We start from the raw sequence: 15,996 nt of genomic DNA, 5'->3' as shown, positions 1-15,996 counted from the left end.
CCCCCCACTTCTGGATGTCGGGCGCGGCGACGTCGAGCGCGCCCCCGGTGAGGAAGGGGACGAACCCCTCGACGCGCGTGAGGTTTTCACCCGCGAGGATAGGTGTCGAGGTGCCTTCGGTGACGCGCCGGTGGGAGTCGGGGTTCTCCGGTGGGACGGGGTCTTCGAGCCACGCGAGGTCGTACGGTTCGAGTTTCCGTGCGATCCGGAGGGCGGTCTCCACCGAGAACCCCCAGTGGAGGTCGAACGCGAGCAGCGGGTCGGGGCCGATGCGCTCGCGAACCGCCGCCACGATGTCGACCTTGTGTTGGACGGCGGCGTTCGAGAGGCGCCGGGTGGCCGTGTCGGCGTCGCCGGCGGCGACGTCGAGGTCGAACTTCAGCGCGTCGAATCCCTCGTCGACGACCGCTTCGGCGGCATCGGCGTACGCGTCGGGGTCGTACGCCTCGAAGGACTTCGTCGATCCTTCGTCGAGGTGGGCGCCGGCGTGGCAGTCGCAGTAGATGCGGACCTCGTCCCGGAACTTCCCACCGAGAAGCTGGTAGACGGGGAGGTCGACGAGCTTCCCGACGGCGTCCCACAGCGCGGTCTCGACCCCGGAGACGGCCGCCTGCGAGTAGCCGGTGCCGCCGGCCAGCCCGGAGAGGAGCTGCGTCATGTGCTCCGTGAGCCGTTCGACGTCGTAGGGGTTCTCGCCGAGGAGCCCCGGTTCGAGATACTCGACGTGTTCCCGGACCGGACCGTTGAACGCCTCCCCGACGCCGGTGACTCCGGCGTCCGTCTCGACGGTCACGACGTTCCAGGGGAAGTTACCCCCGACGACACGACAGTCGACGGCCGTGATTTCGACCTCGCGCGAGGGGTCGCGCGACATCCCGTCGTCGCCGAGGTCGCGCCACTCGATTCCGCCCTTCATCTCAGCAACGAGCCTGTGGTACTTCGAGTCCGGCATCGTTCGAAGTGCCGACAACGCGGGCAAAAGGTTACAGTTAGCGGCATGTTTGCACGCCCCACGAGTTCCGCTCCGGGGGCCGCCGAACCGCGGGAGAACGAGAGTTTAAATCCGAAGACCGACCTACGCCACCCCGTGACCGGACCAGTCCCCGCCCTCGACGACCGCGCCGCGGCCTGTGCGGAGCGACTCCGCGCCGCCGACTCGGTGCTGCTCGCCTCGCACATCGACGCCGACGGGCTGACCAGCGCCGCCGTGGCCGCCGCGGCGCTCGAGCGCGCGGGGATTACGTTCGACGTGGTGTTCTCGAAACAGCTCGACACGGAGGAGGTGGCCTCCATCGCCGCGACCGACCACGGGACCGTCCTGTTCACCGACTTCGGGAGCGGCCAACTCGATATCATCGCCGAGCACGAGAGCGCCGGCGACTTCACGCCGGTAATCGCCGACCACCACCAACCCGCCGACGCCGACACCGAGTTCCACCTCAACCCGCTCCTGTTCGGTCTCGACGGGGCGAGCGAACTGTCGGGGGCTGGGGCGAGCTACGTTCTCGCGCGAGCGCTCGAACCCGAGGACGGGGACAACCGCGACCTCGCCGCGCTGGCAATCGTCGGCGCTGTCGGCGACATGCAGGACGGAAACGACGGGCTGGCGGGGGCGAACGCGGGCATCGTCGAGGAAGGCGTCGCCGCCGGCGTCGTCGCCGAGGAGCGCGACCTCGCGCTGTACGGTCGCCAAACCCGACCGCTCCCCAAACTGCTGGAGTACGCGAGCGAGGCGCGTATTCCGGGGGTCTCGAACGACCAAGCCGGCTCGATTCGATTCCTCGACGGGCTCGACCTCGACCTGAAGTCGGGGGGTGAGTGGCGGACGTGGGTCGACCTCTCCGGGGAGGAACGCCGCGAACTGGTGAGCGCGCTCGTCAAGCACGCAGTCTCGCGAGGCGTCCCCGCCCACCGAATCGACTCGCTCGTGGGGACGACGTACACCCTGCTCGACGAGACGGAGGGGACCGAGCTGCGAGACGTGAGCGAGTTCTCGACCCTCCTCAACGCGACCGCGCGCTACGAGCGCGCGGACGTCGGACTCGCCGTCTGTCTCGGCGACCGCGGGGAGGCGCTCGACCGGGCCCGGACCCTTCTCCGGAACCACCGCCGGAACCTCTCGGAGGGGCTCCAGTGGGTGAAAAACGAGGGCGTCACCGTCGAGGAGCACGTCCAGTGGTTCGACGCGGGGACGCGAATCAGAGAGACTATCGTCGGTATCATCGCCGGGATGGCGGTCGGTGTGGACGGTATCGACTCCCGGCTCCCCATCCTCGCGTTCGCCGAGAAGAACGACGAGGAACTGAAGGTCTCCTCGCGGGGGAGCCACGTTCTCACCCGGCAGGGGCTGGACCTCTCGGTCGTGATGCGGGAGGCCTCGCGGGCGGTCGGCGGCGACGGCGGGGGCCACGACGTGGCCGCCGGGGCGACCATCCCGCGGACGGAGCGCGAGGCGTTCGTCGACGAAGCCGACCGCATCGTCGGCGAGCAGTTGGACTGAGTGCGACGCGGACCCCGGTTCGGACATCGGTTCGAGACCGAGGCGAGGACCCGGCGGCCGACACCCTTACCGGTCGAGTCGGCGAACCTCCGGACGATGAGCCCCGACGACCCGCCGACGCTCTCCCGTCGGCGGCTGCTGGCCGGGAGTGCGGTCGCGCTCGCCGCGACGAGCGGCTGTGTCACCACCGGGATGCAGGTGCAGGGCGACCTCTCGGGCTCGAACGTGTTCGAGTCGGTGTCACTGATGGAATCCTGGACCGCGAACCAGGCCACGGCGAAGCTGGCGCTGACCGACACCGCGACGACCGAGCTGAACGTGCGACGCCTCGCGGTCATCGACTCACAAGGGAGCAGCGTCTGGACCGGAGCCGTCGAGCCGGCACAGACGAGCGTCTCGAACGTGATGCTCCCCGTCGGGAGTCCGGTGACCCTCGCCGCCGCGAACGCGAGCGGGGAGTTCGTCGACCGCGTCGAGATTACCGTGGTAGGCGACACGGTCCCCTGAGTCACCAGGTCACCGTCTCTCTGCGCCCAGCAGACCCACTCCACGTCGCGTTCCGCCGCGCCCGTTGCTCTTCAGTCTCCGGGTAGACGTTCGCGTTTCCTACTCGGGTGAGTATCCGTCTTCTACCGCCTCGGTTCGACAGTCGACCGAGGGTCACGTCGCTCTCCCTCGATGGCGACAGCCGGACGCACTCGACTACCGTCGTCGCCCGGCGGCCGTATCGGAACGACCCGAATTCAGTATCGTGGGATGCGGTTTATGGCTCGCAGCGCGTTCGAGCTCGAAACGACATGATGCGTGCGTTCCGACGGACGAGGAGGCCGAGTACGGCTCCTGCATGCCATTCCACCGCACTCGCTCACCATCGTCGACAAGTCGGTGCACTCGCGACCACCGCCACCAGCTACCACCGCCACAGTGACCGAAACAGTCTACGACCGTCACCTTCCGCGTTCGCCACGGCCGAGACCACACCGGGTCTGTCGCAGCCAGCCTACTGCGTGGCGTCTGAATCAGCCGCCGCCGCCCGCTCGGTCACCAGTTCTCCCGCGTGCGCACCGTCACATTCGACCGAGAGAACGCCGGTGTCGACACCGTCACGTCGAGCGGCGAACCACACGGTGACCTGGATAACACGTCGCCGACGAAACGCCGTCCACCCCTCGACTAGACGCTCCCGACCAAGTTCCCGGCGCTCCGACTGGAGCGGTGTGACTCCGACAGTACGTCGCCTCCGGCGGCTCCGGCCCCGAGCCGTCGTCTGCGACCCGCTCCCGCCACCGAATCGTTACCGACCCGGTACGGGCGTGTGACCCCGGACGGCACCATAAACTGCTTGCCGCGATATCGAATCGGTCGTTCCGTCCACAGGGTGAGTTTCCGCGACCCGAACGGCGACGGGTGGTGTTCGAAGTCTCGATTCACAGGTACGGCCGGTTGCGACACACCTACCCACGTTCACGCCTTGGTCGGAGCCACGGCCGAGGACCCGAGTCACCCAGATGGACGGACGACACACGGATTCGACGCTCGCGACGCAGGACCGACTGGTCCGGCTGACGAAGTTCGCGACCGTCGGCGCGGCCGCCTTCGCGGTCAACCTGCTCGTCTTCGCCGCGCTCGACGGGACGACCTGGTACCTCGTGGCGGGCGCCGTCTCGTGGCTCGTCGCGAACTTCTCGAGTTACAACCTGAACCGGCGGTTCACCTTCGAGGAGATTCGGTTCGGCTACCTCAGGGGGTACCGCCGGCACCTCTCCGTGTACCTCGTCGGGTTCGTGGTGTACATGGTCGTCCTGTGGCTGCTGGGAACGGTCGTCGACCGGTACGTCGCACTCGTCTGTGCCGTCGTCGTCAGCGGGTCGCTCAACTTCGTGGGAAGCGAGTTCTGGGTGTTCGACCCGGGACGCTGACCCCGTCGCTCCTGTCGGCGTACCCGTCGGTGCAAAAAGGGTCGACTGCCGAGGTGTCGGTTACTGCGCGGCCTTCACGAGCGCCTTCAGGTCGAGGTGACCGGCGCCGTGGTACGTTTCGCCGCCGGGGGCGTCCGCGGCAGTCTCCTGGATGAGCGACTCGACTTCCTCGACGCTCGCGTCGGGGCGGAGTGACCGGACGAGCGCGACCGCACCGGAGACTTGGGGTGCCGCCATCGACGTGCCCGCCTTCCACCCGTAGCCGGCGACGACGTTGCCGTCGTCGTCGGTCGTGTTGATGGTCGAGTAGACGAGGTCGTTTGCGGCGCCTTCGACGCCTCCGTTGAGCGCGTCGAGGTCGGCGTCGCCGCCGGCGGCGCTCACGTCGACGCCCTTGCCGTAGTTCGTGTAGAACGCCGGGGAGTCCGTTGGGTCCTCCAATCGGTTGCCGGTGAGCCACTTCTCCTCGTTGTCGCTGTGCTTGTCCCCCCAGCCGACGCCGATGGGGCCCGTCGCGGAGACGCCGAAGACGCCCTTCGCCTCGGTCGGGAGGCTGAGAATCTCGCCGCGCTCGGGGTCGGTCGCACCCATGTCGAGTCCGTCGTTGCCGGCGGAGTTGACGATGACCGTCCCCTTCGAGCGGACGTACGCGGCCACCTGCTCGGCGATGGCGAGGTACTCCTCCAGGATGGGCAGTTCCTCGGGGAAGACGAACGGGAACGGGAATCCGACGCTGTAGTTGATGGCGTCGCAGCCGATGTCGGCCGCCTTCATCCACGCGGCGTACCCGTCGCCCTGCTTCCCCTCCATGCCCGAGAACATCCGGTAGGAGACGATTTCGGTGTCGGGCGCGGTGCCGAGGACCCCACCGTCGGGGCCGTCGTTGCTGTTCGTCGCCGCGATAGTGCCGGCGACGTGCGTGCCGTGGCTGCCGGCGCCGTTCGGTCGGAAGTCGTACGGGTCCTCGGAGACGTTCTCCGAGAGCTCGGTGTTGACGACGTCCACGAGGTCCGGATGCTCGGCGTATACGCCGCTGTCGACGACGGCGATACGTGTCCCCCCGCCTGTCGTCGTGTCGTGGATGCTCCTGCCCCCCCCAGGTTTGTCCGTCAGGTCGTTGTTGAGGTTCTGGACCCGCTTGTCCCACTGGTACTCGGAGTTCGAGGGAGCCCCGTCGTGGTTGTGGCTGTTACTGTTGCCGTCCGCGCTGGGTCCGTCACGAGACACGACCGCACCGGCGCCCTCGTCGGCCCGATTGATGGTGACGTCGGGCACCGTCGTGCCGTTCACGCGGTTCTGGTCCCCCCGAGCGACCAGCACGTCCGCCTCCGAGAGGTCGTGGATGATTTCGATGTCGTCGGGAACCTCGGAACGGTCGACGTCGCGAAGGTTGATGAAGAACCGCGAGTCGGACGGCTCCGCGGTCACGTTGCCGGCACCGAGCGCGGCGGCACCGATGGTCACACCTGTCAGTTTGAGGAACGCTCTTCTGTTATGTCGTACCATGACATGCAGTGTAACGTGGGGCTGGTTAAAAATATTCGCAAATCGTTCGGCAAAATAAACGTCCGGAAACGGTGGTAGAGTTTCCGGTCGTGGAGGCGGTTCGACGCCGGAATCCCGCTGACTTTTGCCGACCGACTTCGAACTCGGGAGTATGACCGAGTTCGATCCCGAACAGTTCGAGGACAAGTACGTCCACTACTTTCCCGAACTCCAGCGCGCGTACAAGAACGCCTTCGAGACGATGAACGAACGCTACGACTCGGAACTCGTCCACGCCATCGACCAACAGGTGCTCAACGAGAGCGAGCCGTTCTACGAGGACGGGGCGTTTCGCGTCGAACTGCCGCCGAACCCGACCGAACGCCTCACCGCCGTGGTCGTCGACGACGAGAAGGTGACGGAGACCCTCGACGTGTACGTCGACGAGATAGAGTCTCAGCTGTACGACGTGTTCGGCGTCGAGCCGCCGCAGTCGGCCTGAGTCGTCCGCCGACCGTCCGACGGAGCGTTCGCCGTCGTCCACCCGAACCAAAGGCCTAAGACCGGTCGACGCCAAACCGCGTCCACATGAGCACGGAGAGCCAGGACGCGGACGACCTTCGAGACCGTATCACGAACTTCCTGCGCCGGAACTTCCCGCAGATTCAGATGCACGGCGGCAGCGCCGCCATTCAGCAGCTCGACCGGGAAGAGGGAAGCGTCACCATCCAGCTGGGCGGGGCGTGCTCCGGCTGTGGCATCTCGCCGATGACCATCCAGGCCATCAAGTCCCGCATGGTGAAGGAGATTCCCGAAATCAACACGGTGCACGCCGAAACCGGCATGAGCGGCGGCGCCGACGGCGACCTCGGTGGGATGGGCGGCGGTGGCGGCATGTCGCCGTCCTTCCCCGGCGAGACCAGCGACGACGGCGACGACGGCGACGAGGGGCCGCAGGCTCCCTTCTGAGTCCCGGACCGTAATACGGCCCGCGAGGGCCATATCTCCGTCTTCTACTCGTTTCGTCTTTCGAGCGGCGAGCGGCGGCACTCGGCGTAGTCGTGGCGGTTCGTCCTGTTGGTTCTCCCCGTCGTAGCGGCTCGTCCCGTCGTGTTGGCTCGTCCTGTCGTACGTAGCGACCCACCGTCCACGAGCCGTGGGGGGTCACACCGGTCGGCGGAACGACCGGTCGGAAGCCCGCGTCAGAACTGGTTCTGGACGATTTCGAGGGTTCGCTCGCGGTCGTCCCAGTCGACGAAGACGGCGACGGACGTCGCCGACGTGATGAGGTCGATGATGTTGATGCCGGCGTCGGCGAGGGGGACGACGAGCCCCTCGATGATGCCCGGCCGGTTCGGGAGTTCGCCGCCCGTGACTCGGATGGCGGCCACGTCGTCGTGGACCGTCACCGAGGAGAGGTTCTCGCCGGCGACGACCTCGGCGTGGAGCAGCCGTTCCGCCTCCTCGGCGAGGTCGCTCTGGACGTAGAACGTCACCGAGTCCATCCCGCTGGCGACGGCGTCGACGTTGATGTCCTCCTCTCTGAGCGCCTGTGAGAGGTCTGCGAGGATGCCCGGTCGGTTGCGGATGGCGCGTCCGGCGACCGTGAGACAGGAGAGCTTCTCCTCCTGCATGTCGATGAGGTTCTCGAACCGTCCCTCGATGCTCGTCCCCCCCGAGAGGAGGTCGCCGTGCTGGTAGTGGACGACGCGAACCGAGAGGTCGTCGTCCTTGTACGCCAGCGCGGACGGAGCGACCACCTCGGCGCCGCGGAACGAGAGGTTCCGGAGTTCGTCGACGGTGATGCGCGCGACGTTGCGCGCCCCTTCGACGACTCGGGGGTCGCCGGTCATGACGCCCTCCACGTCGGTGACGATGACGACCTCGTCCGCGTCCATGTACTTCCCGAGCATGACGGCGGTCGTGTCGGAGCCGCCGCGGCCGAGTGTCGTCACGTCGCCGTCGAGGTTCTGTGCGAGGAACCCGGTGATGACGGGGACGACACCGTCCAGTCGCTCGGCGAGCACGCCGGCGCGCTCGGCGGTCGCCTCCACGTCGACCTCCCCGAGGTCGTTGGTGATGACCGGCCAGTCGTCGCTGCCGGGTTCGAGGAAGACGGCGTTCACGCCCCGTGCGGAGAGCGCGGCCTTCAGCATCCGGACGGAGGTGCGCTCGCCCATCGAGACGATTTCCGCGCGGTCCTGGTCCGACGTGTCGAACTTGATGTCGTCGAGCAGTTCGTCGGTCGTCGACCCCATCGCGCTGGCGACGACGGCGATCTCGTGACCCTGCTCGACCGCCGCGGCGACCGAGTCCGCCGCCCGATTGATGCGGTCCCCGCTCCCCAGCGAGGTGCCGCCGAACTTCGCTACGACCCGCATCGAATCACCAGCGCTACGGGTCCGTGTCGAACCCCGAGACGAGAGTCACACATAGCCGGGGGTAGCGTGGCGACCCGCATAACTCTGTTTGACTGTTCAAGGGTTGCCGCTCCTGACTGTCCGGGTGACGACACCCGTGAGGGGGGACCCCGAAACGGCGCCAGCGTTTTAGTACCGTGGGACGGACCCCCACGCATGGACGTTCGGGACGCGGTCGAGGCGGACGCGGACGCGCTCGCCGCCATCGCCGGCACGCCGACGGACGTGATGCGCAACGTCATCCACGATAGAACGGTCCGCGTCGCCGCCGCCGCGGAGACGGTGCCGGACGACGGGTCGGCGTCGACCGAAGGGGGTGAACCGAGAGCGGTCGAGGGCGACGAGTCGGCGTCGGCCGAAATCGACGACGGGACGGTGCAGAGCGACCCTTCGGCGGGCGACGGCGCCGACGCCGTCGCCGGGTTCGTCAGCTTCGACGCTCGCGACGACGTGGTCCACATCACGCAGTTCGGCGGGGAGACGGCGGCGTACGACGCCCTCCTCGGGGAGCCGGCGCGGTTCGCCAGGAAGGAAGGGATGCGAGTGGAGGTCCTCGTCGACGCCGGGGACGACGACCGTCGGTCGGCCCTCGAGTCGGCCGGCTTCGAGTACGACGGGTCGGGGCCGACGTTCGAAGGCCAGGAGACGGTCCGATACGGGATGGCGCCCTGAGTATCGGGAGCGCGGCCGTCGGTCAGTCGTCGCTCGGTACTTCGCTGTCGTCGATGGAGGCGTCCGGTTGGAGGACCCGCTCGAAGTCGAGGTCGGCGAGCGGTTCGTCGTTTTCCACGCGCGTCGGCCAGTCGGGGTTGGCGAGCGCGCCGGTTCCGAGCGTTATCAGGTCGGCACCGGCCTCGACCGTGGCGCGGGCCGCCTCGGGGTCCTCCAGTCCGCCGTTCGCGACGACGGGCGCGTCGCCGTACTCCGCCGCGAGTTCGGCGAGCGTCGCGTCCGTCTCGTTCCCGCCGTCGCCGGTATCACCGGCGTCGCCCTCGAACGCGGGGGCCGTGACGTCCGCCTCGGTGACGTGGAGGTAGTCCGCGCCCGCCGCGGAGAACGCGTCGAAGACGGCCTCGGCTTCCGCCTCGCCCTCCCAGCGGTAGTCGGGGTCGTTCACCTTCGACTGCGAGAGGCGGACACCGACGACGAACCCGTCGGGGGTCGCGTCGGCGACCGCCTGGAGCACCTCGGTCGGGAACCGGACGCGACTCTCGACGTCGCCGCCGTACTCGTCGTCGCGCTGGTTCGTGTAGGCGGTGAGGAACTGGTCGAGCAGGTAGCCGTTCGCGCCATGAACCTCGACGCCGTCGAAGCCGGCCTCGGCGGCCCGCTCGGCGGCGACGACGAACGTCTCGCGAATCCCGTCGAGTTCGTCGGTCGACAGCTCCTGGGGTTCGGCGAACTGCCCCTCGCCGCCGTACATCTCGAGTTGTTCGCCCTTCGGGCGGACCGCGGAGGGACCGACGGTCTCGTCGGTCCAGCGGTTCCCCTGGACGAGCGCGCCGGCGTGCATCAACTGAGCGAAGACCGGTGCGCCGGCGTCGTGGACGCGGTCGACCACCGGCTCCCACGAGTCGGCCTGCTCGTCGGTGGCGAGGCCGGGCTGGTTGGCGTACCCCTGGCTGTGGTCGGTGTCGGTGTAGATGCCCTCGGTGACGAGGAAGGAGAAGCCGCCCTCGGCGAACTTCGCGTAGTACCGCGCCATCTCGTCGGTGGCGTGGCCGTCGTCGGTCGCGCTGGTGCGGGTCATCGGCGCGAGGCCGACGCGGTTGTCGAGGTCGAGGCCGTCGAGGTCGAACGACTCGAACAGCGGGTCGTCAGTCATCGCCCGGCGATTGGGACCGGCGACTGAAGAGCCGCACTCGGCTGTGTAGCCGCCGTACACGAGATATGTGATAGCGGAGGGCACGGTTTCGGGTGGAACGCGTCGACACCCGACACGTGCCGCGGTAGCACACTTCCCCTACGTTGAAGCAGCCGTCACCAGTCGGCTTGGACATGGTCGGCCTGCACGACGACCCCATCGCCCTCGTCCCTTCACGTCACGGCGAGTGGCGGGAATCCTTCGAGGCGGAGCGCGAGCGTCTGGTGTCCGTCCTCCAGGACCGGAGTCTCGACGACCGACTGGTTCGACTCGAACACGTGGGGTCGACAGCCGTTCCCGACCTCGCCGCGAAGGACATCGTCGACGTCGACCTCGTCGTCGGAGACGGGGCGGTGGGCGAGGTCGCGAGCGCGGTCGTCGACGACCTCGGCGGCACACGCTACGAGAACAGCGACGAGTGGAATCCCGTCGCCCGCGAACACGACGGCCAGCGATTCAACGTCCACGTCTTCGCCGAATCGGGCGAGAAGTGGCGGGTGAGCGTCGTGACGCGGGACGTGCTCCGCGCCCGCGACGACCTCCGTGAGGAGTACGAGGAGCTGAAACGAGACCTCGCCACCGGGACCGATGACCTCGAGGAGTACTCGATGGGGAAGACCGAGTTCGTGGAGCGAGTGTTGCGGGTCGCACGCGACGGCGAGGAGTTCCAGTTCGAGTTCGCGGTGCCGGGGGCGTAGGGGGGCGGTGTTGTGGGGCGGTAGCGGCGCGGAGGCGTTCTTGATCTGGTAGCTCTTGGCGTGTCGACCGCGAGCGAGGCCGGAGGCCGAGCGAGCGGCTCTTTTTTTGGTCGAGCTTTTTCGAGGAGCGGTGCGCGAGCGAGGCGAGCGCACCCGACGAAGAAAAAGGTCGGGTTAGATGAATTTGCGGACGGTCATGTCGAGCGTGTCGAGGTCGAGGATGGGGGCGTGAGCCACGTCGGGGTCGATGTTGACGGACTTCTGGAAGTCGGTCTGAGCCTGCCAACAGCCGGAGTTGACGGCGAGGACGTTGTGGTACTTCCCCCAGCCGATCTTGTGGACGTGACCCGTATGAAAGACGTCGGGGACGGTGTCCATCGCGAGGTAGTCCTTCTCCTCGGGGGCGAGGCGCATGTGCCCGCCGTACTGCGGGGCGACGTGGCGCTTCTTCAGGAGCTGGTACATCGCCTTGTGTGGCTCGTCGTAGTTGGCTTTCTCCTCGGGGAGTTCGGCGATGACCTCGTCGATGGAGACGCCGTGGTACATCAGGATGGAGACGCCCTCCAGCGTGACGGTGGATGGGTTCCCGGTGAAACGGGCGTCGTGGGCGGACATGATTCCCCGGAGTTCGTCGTCGAAGCCGGGTTGGGGTTCGGCGAGACGGACGGCGTCGTGGTTCCCCGGAATCATGACGATCTCCATGTCGCCCGGGACCTCCTTGAGGTGCTCCGAGAAGCGCTCGTACTGCTCGTAGATGTCGATGATGTCGAGTTCCTCGTCCTGATTCGGGTAGACGCCGACCCCCTCGACCATGTCGCCGGCGATGAGGAGGTACTCGACGGCCTCCGCCTCGTCGGTGTGGAGCCAACTCGTGAAGCGACTCCAGGCGTCGGCGACGAACTCCTGGCTGCCGACGTGGACGTCGGAGATGAGCGCCGCTTGGACGTGGCGGTCCGCGGTGGACGGGCGGTAGTTCCGGGGAACGTCCGGGAAGTAGATATCGTCGACGAAGAGGATGCCGGCGTCGTCGGCGAGGGTGCCGGAGACGGCGATACACTCGTCCATCAGAAGTTCGTCGACGAGCGACGCGATGTCCTTGTCCTTCATCACCAGACAGGGGAACACCCCGGTCGTGTCCTCGAGTTCGACCAGCCAGTGTCCGGACGCGGTCGAGCGGATGTCGTTGACGAGACCGATCATCTCGGCGTCGCTCCGGCCCGGCATCGACTGGATGGCCTCGGCCGGTCGGTGGTTGACCCGCCCGCGGAGCTGTTTCGAGAGGCGCTCGTAGCGGTCGCGGAAGACTCGAACGAACTGCTTGTACTCCCCCGTCCCGGTCGACTGACCGGTGATGTCGCCCGTGATTTCGGCCGGCGTCGGGGTTCGGCTCGTACGAGGGGCGGTCGACCCCTCGGGGTCGATTGCCGACCCGCCGGTCGTCTCCGTGCCCGCCGACCCCCCTGCTTCCACTGGAGTCTCCCCAGTTCGTGACTCGGTGACAGGGCCGGCGTCTGGAGTCGAAACGGGGGGGTCGTCCGCACGGGTCGGGTCGGGGTTACCGTCGCTCGGTTTGGGGTCGGCGGATTCGCTGGGAGCCTCGGAACCGGCCGACTCGGGCCCGGTGGACCCCGCGGTAGCGGCCGGAGCGGTCGCCGTCGCGTTCACGTTCGCGTCCGCCGGCGGTTCGGCGTCGAGTGCCCGCCGAACGTGCTCGACCGTCAGAACCAGCGCGTCGTCGTCGGCGACCTCGATGGCCGCCTCCAGAACGAGCGCCGGGTTCGCCGCACCGGCGAGGAGCGTCACGGCCTCGCGTTCGGCGTTGTAGCCGCGGCTCGCGAGCTCCTGGACGATTCGGGACGGCGTCTCGAGCGGCACGTTCTGGGGAGGGCGGTCGGAGACCAAAAGCGTGTGGATGGGAGGTGGACCCGCTGTCGGGTAGCGGGTCGACTCGCTGTCGGGTAGTGGGTCGACTCGCTGTCGGGTTAGCGAGCCAGCGCACTGCCGAGTGGCGGCCGACGCGCTGTCGGTATCGACTCGGCTCGCGAGGCGTGACCGGTTGAGGAGAGGCGACTGACGGAGCCGCGGCTACCGAACTCACCGTCTGCGCATCCGCCCCCGCCCGAGTCAGAAGGTTGAAACGCGGTCCCACCGAATCGCCGCGCGATGAGTGCCGGTGACAGCCGCCCACCCTCCGACGACTCGGCTTCGTCGTCCACCGCCGAACGCTCGGAGCCGACCCCCGGCGGCCGAGCGGGCGAGGACGAGAGCATCGTTTCACGCTTCATGCACGCCGACAGCGGCCCACTCCTCTTCGTACGGGAGACGCTCACCAGCGTCGCCGCCGTCGCCGCAATCGGGCTGATTCTCTTCACGGTGAGCGGCGTGTGGCCCCCCATGGTCGCCGTCGAGAGCGGGAGTATGCAGCCCCACATGGAACGCGGTGACCTGATATTCATTACCGAACCCGGCCGGTTCTCCCCCGACGCCGCCCACGAAGACACCGGCGTCGTCACCTACGCCGACGGGCGGGAGGCGGGGTATCGGTCCTTCGGCGACTACGGCTCCGTAGTCATCTACGACGACCCGAGTTCGTTCGGGCCTCCCATCATCCATCGGGCCCGCTTCTGGGTCGACGACGGTGAGAACTGGTACGAGAAGGCCAACCAGAGCTACATCCGCGCGGACAACTGCGAGGAGTTGGCGAACTGCCCCGCCCCGCACGCCGGGTTCGTGACGAAGGGCGACAACAACGCCCGCTACGACCAGGCGAACGGCATCGCCGCGCCGGTCAGACCCTCGTGGGTCGACGGCGTCGCCCGCGTTCGAATCCCGTTCCTCGGCTGTATCCGCCTCGGACTCGGCGAAAACAGCTGTCTCAGTCCGGGGTCGACCGTCCGCGACGTCTCTGCACCGACCGGAGTGGTCGAACGGGCCGAACTCGAACCGGGCGGAATCGAATCAAGCGACAGTGAACCGTCTCCCGGCGTCGCCGCTGCGTCGCCGGCATCGGCACCGACTCCATCGGCTCAGAGAGCGCACGCTGCCGCACGTCGCGGCGCGGTCTGAGTTCCGTCTCCGTTTCTCGCCTCGACTTGGTCTGATTCGACTCGATTCGACTCGGCTTGACTCGATTCGACTCGATCCGACTCGGCTTGACTCGGTTACGACCCTCTCTGAATCGGTCAGTCAGTCAGCCGTCAGACAACCCCCTTCGTTTCGTGTGGATACACCTCACGAAGTGAGGGTTCGAGTGCTGGCGACGACGCGCCGGTTCGAGTAGAAATAGTGGGGAACCGACGGTCAGTTGTCGAACCGCGCCTGCACGAACGGTTGAGCCTCTTCGATGTCGCCGAGTCGGGAGTCGGAGAGGAGGACGGCCTCGGTCTCGTCGATGGGCACCGAGAGGCTGATTTCCTTCGTCCGGCCGTAGCGGCCCTTCGAGACGACGACGGCGTTGACGATGCCGAGCATGTCGAGTTCGGAGATGAGGTCCGTGACGCGGCGCTGGGTGAGGATGTCGGCGTCGATCTCCTCACAGAGACGCTTGTAGATGTTGAACACTTCGCCCGTGTTGACGTTGTGGACGCCGTTTTTCTCCAGCAGGATGATGGAGAAGAGGACGATTTTGCTCTGGGTAGGGAGCGTGCGGACGACTTCGACGACCCGGTCGAGTTCGATCTTGTCCTGGGCCTGCCGGACGTGGGCCTCTTCGACGGTGTCGGCCTGACTGCGCTCGGCGAGTTCCCCCGCCGTCCGGAGGAGGTCGAGCGCGCGGCGTGCGTCCCCGTGTTCCTGTGCAGCGAAGGCGGCACAGAGCGGGATGACGTCGTCGGTGAGGGCGTCGGCTTTGAAGGCCACGTCCGAACGGTGCTGGAGGATATCCCGCAGTTGGTTGGCGTCGTAGGGTGGGAAGACGATCTCTTCTTCTCCCAAACTCGACTTGACGCGGGGGTCGAGGAAGTCCGTGAATTTCAGGTCGTTCGAGATTCCCATGATGGAGATACGGGAGTTGTCGAGCTCGGAGTTCATCCGTGAGAGGTTGTAGAGGGTGTCGTCGCCGGACTTCTCGACGAGCTTGTCGATCTCGTCGAGCATGATGACGACCACGCGCTCGTGGTAGTCGACGGCGTCGAAGAAGGTCGAGTAGACGCGGTCGGTGGGCCACCCCGTCATCGGGACGGTCTCCATCTCCTCACGGTCCGTCTCCAGCTCCTCGATACGGTCCTCGACGGCGGCGAGGCTGTCGTAGTCGGTGTCGCCGAGTCGGGCGGGCTCTTCGGTCACCTCACGACGGAGGTTCCGGAGGTGGTCGAGCCGGCCGTCGATGAGCGCGTGGTTCTTCTCGATGAACTTGTTCGCGAGCTGGGCGAGCACCCGGTACTGCGTGTCCGTCACTTCACAGTTGATGTATTCGACCTCGCAGGGCACGTCGTACTTCTGGCTCGTCGACTCCAGCTCCTGTGAGACGAACTTCGCGCTCGCGGTCTTGCCGGTCCCCGTCTTCCCGTAGATGAGGATGTTCGAGGGGGTCTCACCCCGGAGCGCCGAGACGAGGATGGTCGCCATCTGGTTGATCTGCTCGGTGCGGTGTGGGAGCTCGTGGGGCGTGTAGGAGGGTCTGAGCACCTCCTTGTTCTCGAAGATCGGTTCGCCCGAGAGTAGGTCGTCGAACAGCCCCTTGCTGTCGCCGTCGTCGAGGACGACGTCGTCGAGGTCGACGTCCGGCCCGTTCCCACGGTCGACGTCGGTCGAGCCGGCGGTGGTCGGGTCGGCGCCGGCCGACTCGACGGCAGTCGGGTCGGCGGTAGTCCCCGCCGACGGATCGGTCGTGTCCGGCAGGTCCTGGTTCATCGGTGACTCTCTTTCGGCGCCTCGGTCGGCCCGTTCCGCCTCGGCTCCGTCGGCCGTCGTTCCCGTCGCCTCGCTCCCGTCCGGCACCGTCTGCTCGTCGTCTGCCTCCTCTTCGAGGCGGTCGTCCGAGCGTGGTTGGTCCTCTGACATTCGTGGATTTCCCCCTCGTTTCGGGTGGAGCGCACGCCGGAGCTGTCGGATTCGTGCCGCGAGACCCGGCGAAACAGTGGTTCGGGTCTCGCTGTCTCCGACGAACGCG

At 67.3% G+C, this 15,996-nt stretch carries 13 protein-coding genes and 1 pseudogene (1 of these 14 cut by a window edge); 8 read left to right on the top strand and 6 right to left on the bottom strand.

The features are described 5' to 3' along the window. Positions 1–952 (bottom strand): annotated as a pseudogene (locus tag N5095_RS03780) (mandelate racemase/muconate lactonizing enzyme family protein) (it extends 288 nt beyond the left edge of the window). Between the two features lie 135 nt (positions 953–1,087). On the opposite strand from N5095_RS03780, the gene recJ reads away from it, so the two are divergent. The 3 genes from recJ to N5095_RS03765 all read left to right on the top strand — a co-directional run bounded on the left by recJ (position 1,088) and on the right by N5095_RS03765 (position 4,419). Beyond that, positions 1,088–2,500 carry a RecJ family nuclease gene (gene recJ, locus N5095_RS03775; protein ID WP_267621244.1) on the top strand — a complete coding sequence of 471 codons (1,413 nt, stop codon included), beginning with the start codon at positions 1,088–1,090 and terminating at the stop codon, positions 2,498–2,500. Between the two features lie 96 nt (positions 2,501–2,596). Further along, the gene (locus tag N5095_RS03770; RefSeq protein ID WP_267621242.1) at positions 2,597–3,007 is read left to right on the top strand and encodes a hypothetical protein; all 411 of its coding nucleotides are present in this window, start codon (positions 2,597–2,599) and stop codon (positions 3,005–3,007) included. Positions 3,008–4,008: 1,001 nt separating this feature from the next. After that, on the top strand, positions 4,009–4,419 hold the full coding sequence (locus N5095_RS03765; RefSeq protein ID WP_267621240.1) for a GtrA family protein: 411 nt from the start codon (positions 4,009–4,011) through the stop codon (positions 4,417–4,419). Positions 4,420–4,479: 60 nt separating this feature from the next. Here the strand turns inward: N5095_RS03765 and N5095_RS03760 are convergent, their stop codons facing one another. Next, on the bottom strand, positions 4,480–5,925 hold the full coding sequence (locus N5095_RS03760) for a S8 family peptidase (protein ID WP_267621238.1): 1,446 nt from the start codon (positions 5,923–5,925) through the stop codon (positions 4,480–4,482). A 151-nt stretch (positions 5,926–6,076) separates the two neighbouring features. Between N5095_RS03760 and N5095_RS03755 the strand changes: the two genes are divergently transcribed. Both N5095_RS03755 and N5095_RS03750 read left to right on the top strand, forming a co-directional pair. After that, a complete protein-coding gene (locus N5095_RS03755; protein WP_267621236.1) occupies positions 6,077–6,406 on the top strand; it encodes a DUF5783 family protein in 330 nt (109 codons plus the stop codon). Between the two features lie 86 nt (positions 6,407–6,492). Next, complete coding sequence (locus tag N5095_RS03750) at positions 6,493–6,873, top strand: NifU family protein (protein ID WP_267621234.1); 381 nt, start codon at positions 6,493–6,495, stop codon at positions 6,871–6,873. 233 nt (positions 6,874–7,106) lie between these two features. Here the strand turns inward: N5095_RS03750 and N5095_RS03745 are convergent, their stop codons facing one another. After that, positions 7,107–8,285: an aspartate kinase gene (locus N5095_RS03745; protein WP_267621232.1), complete on the bottom strand. Its 1,179-nt coding sequence runs from the start codon at positions 8,283–8,285 to the stop codon at positions 7,107–7,109. A gap of 195 nt (positions 8,286–8,480) precedes the next feature. Between N5095_RS03745 and N5095_RS03740 the strand changes: the two genes are divergently transcribed. Then, positions 8,481–8,996: a hypothetical protein gene (locus N5095_RS03740; RefSeq protein WP_267621230.1), complete on the top strand. Its 516-nt coding sequence runs from the start codon at positions 8,481–8,483 to the stop codon at positions 8,994–8,996. Positions 8,997–9,018: 22 nt separating this feature from the next. Here the strand turns inward: N5095_RS03740 and N5095_RS03735 are convergent, their stop codons facing one another. Next, the gene (locus N5095_RS03735) at positions 9,019–10,149 is read right to left on the bottom strand and encodes an NADH:flavin oxidoreductase (RefSeq protein ID WP_267621228.1); all 1,131 of its coding nucleotides are present in this window, start codon (positions 10,147–10,149) and stop codon (positions 9,019–9,021) included. Between the two features lie 173 nt (positions 10,150–10,322). Between N5095_RS03735 and N5095_RS03730 the strand changes: the two genes are divergently transcribed. Continuing rightward, positions 10,323–10,886, top strand: coding sequence for a GrpB family protein (locus tag N5095_RS03730; protein ID WP_267621225.1), 564 nt, complete (start codon positions 10,323–10,325; stop codon positions 10,884–10,886). 174 nt (positions 10,887–11,060) lie between these two features. Here N5095_RS03730 and N5095_RS03725 read toward each other — a convergent pair whose 3' ends face one another. Next, a complete protein-coding gene (locus tag N5095_RS03725; RefSeq protein ID WP_267621223.1) occupies positions 11,061–12,761 on the bottom strand; it encodes a DNA-directed DNA polymerase II small subunit in 1,701 nt (566 codons plus the stop codon). A 408-nt stretch (positions 12,762–13,169) separates the two neighbouring features. Here N5095_RS03725 and N5095_RS03720 point away from each other — a divergent pair, with 408 nt between their 5' ends. Beyond that, positions 13,170–13,952 carry a S26 family signal peptidase gene (locus tag N5095_RS03720; protein WP_390203025.1) on the top strand — a complete coding sequence of 261 codons (783 nt, stop codon included), beginning with the start codon at positions 13,170–13,172 and terminating at the stop codon, positions 13,950–13,952. A 234-nt stretch (positions 13,953–14,186) separates the two neighbouring features. Here the strand turns inward: N5095_RS03720 and N5095_RS03715 are convergent, their stop codons facing one another. Beyond that, the gene (locus tag N5095_RS03715) at positions 14,187–15,887 is read right to left on the bottom strand and encodes a Cdc6/Cdc18 family protein (RefSeq protein WP_267621219.1); all 1,701 of its coding nucleotides are present in this window, start codon (positions 15,885–15,887) and stop codon (positions 14,187–14,189) included. Positions 15,888–15,996 lie beyond the last annotated feature (109 nt).

This window comes from Halobium salinum (genome assembly GCF_026586625.1).
GTDB classification, from domain to species: domain Archaea; phylum Halobacteriota; class Halobacteria; order Halobacteriales; family Haloferacaceae; genus Halobium; species Halobium salinum.
This window is presented reverse-complemented; position numbering and strand designations above follow the sequence as displayed.

Excerpts from the sequence above, each read along its gene's own strand:
- N5095_RS03740 (WP_267621230.1), top strand. The coding sequence starts at position 8,481 with ATGGACGTTCGGGACGCGGTCGAGGCGGACGCGGACGCGCTCGCCGCC.
- N5095_RS03765 (WP_267621240.1), top strand. The coding sequence starts at position 4,009 with ATGGACGGACGACACACGGATTCGACGCTCGCGACGCAGGACCGACTG.
- N5095_RS03760 (WP_267621238.1), bottom strand. The coding sequence starts at position 5,925 with ATGGTACGACATAACAGAAGAGCGTTCCTCAAACTGACAGGTGTGACC.
- N5095_RS03755 (WP_267621236.1), top strand. The coding sequence starts at position 6,077 with ATGACCGAGTTCGATCCCGAACAGTTCGAGGACAAGTACGTCCACTAC.
- N5095_RS03720 (WP_390203025.1), top strand. The coding sequence starts at position 13,170 with ATGCACGCCGACAGCGGCCCACTCCTCTTCGTACGGGAGACGCTCACC.
- N5095_RS03745 (WP_267621232.1), bottom strand. The coding sequence starts at position 8,285 with ATGCGGGTCGTAGCGAAGTTCGGCGGCACCTCGCTGGGGAGCGGGGAC.
- N5095_RS03735 (WP_267621228.1), bottom strand. The coding sequence starts at position 10,149 with ATGACTGACGACCCGCTGTTCGAGTCGTTCGACCTCGACGGCCTCGAC.
- N5095_RS03750 (WP_267621234.1), top strand. The coding sequence starts at position 6,493 with ATGAGCACGGAGAGCCAGGACGCGGACGACCTTCGAGACCGTATCACG.
- N5095_RS03730 (WP_267621225.1), top strand. The coding sequence starts at position 10,323 with ATGGTCGGCCTGCACGACGACCCCATCGCCCTCGTCCCTTCACGTCAC.
- N5095_RS03715 (WP_267621219.1), bottom strand. The coding sequence starts at position 15,887 with ATGTCAGAGGACCAACCACGCTCGGACGACCGCCTCGAAGAGGAGGCA.
- N5095_RS03770 (WP_267621242.1), top strand. The coding sequence starts at position 2,597 with ATGAGCCCCGACGACCCGCCGACGCTCTCCCGTCGGCGGCTGCTGGCC.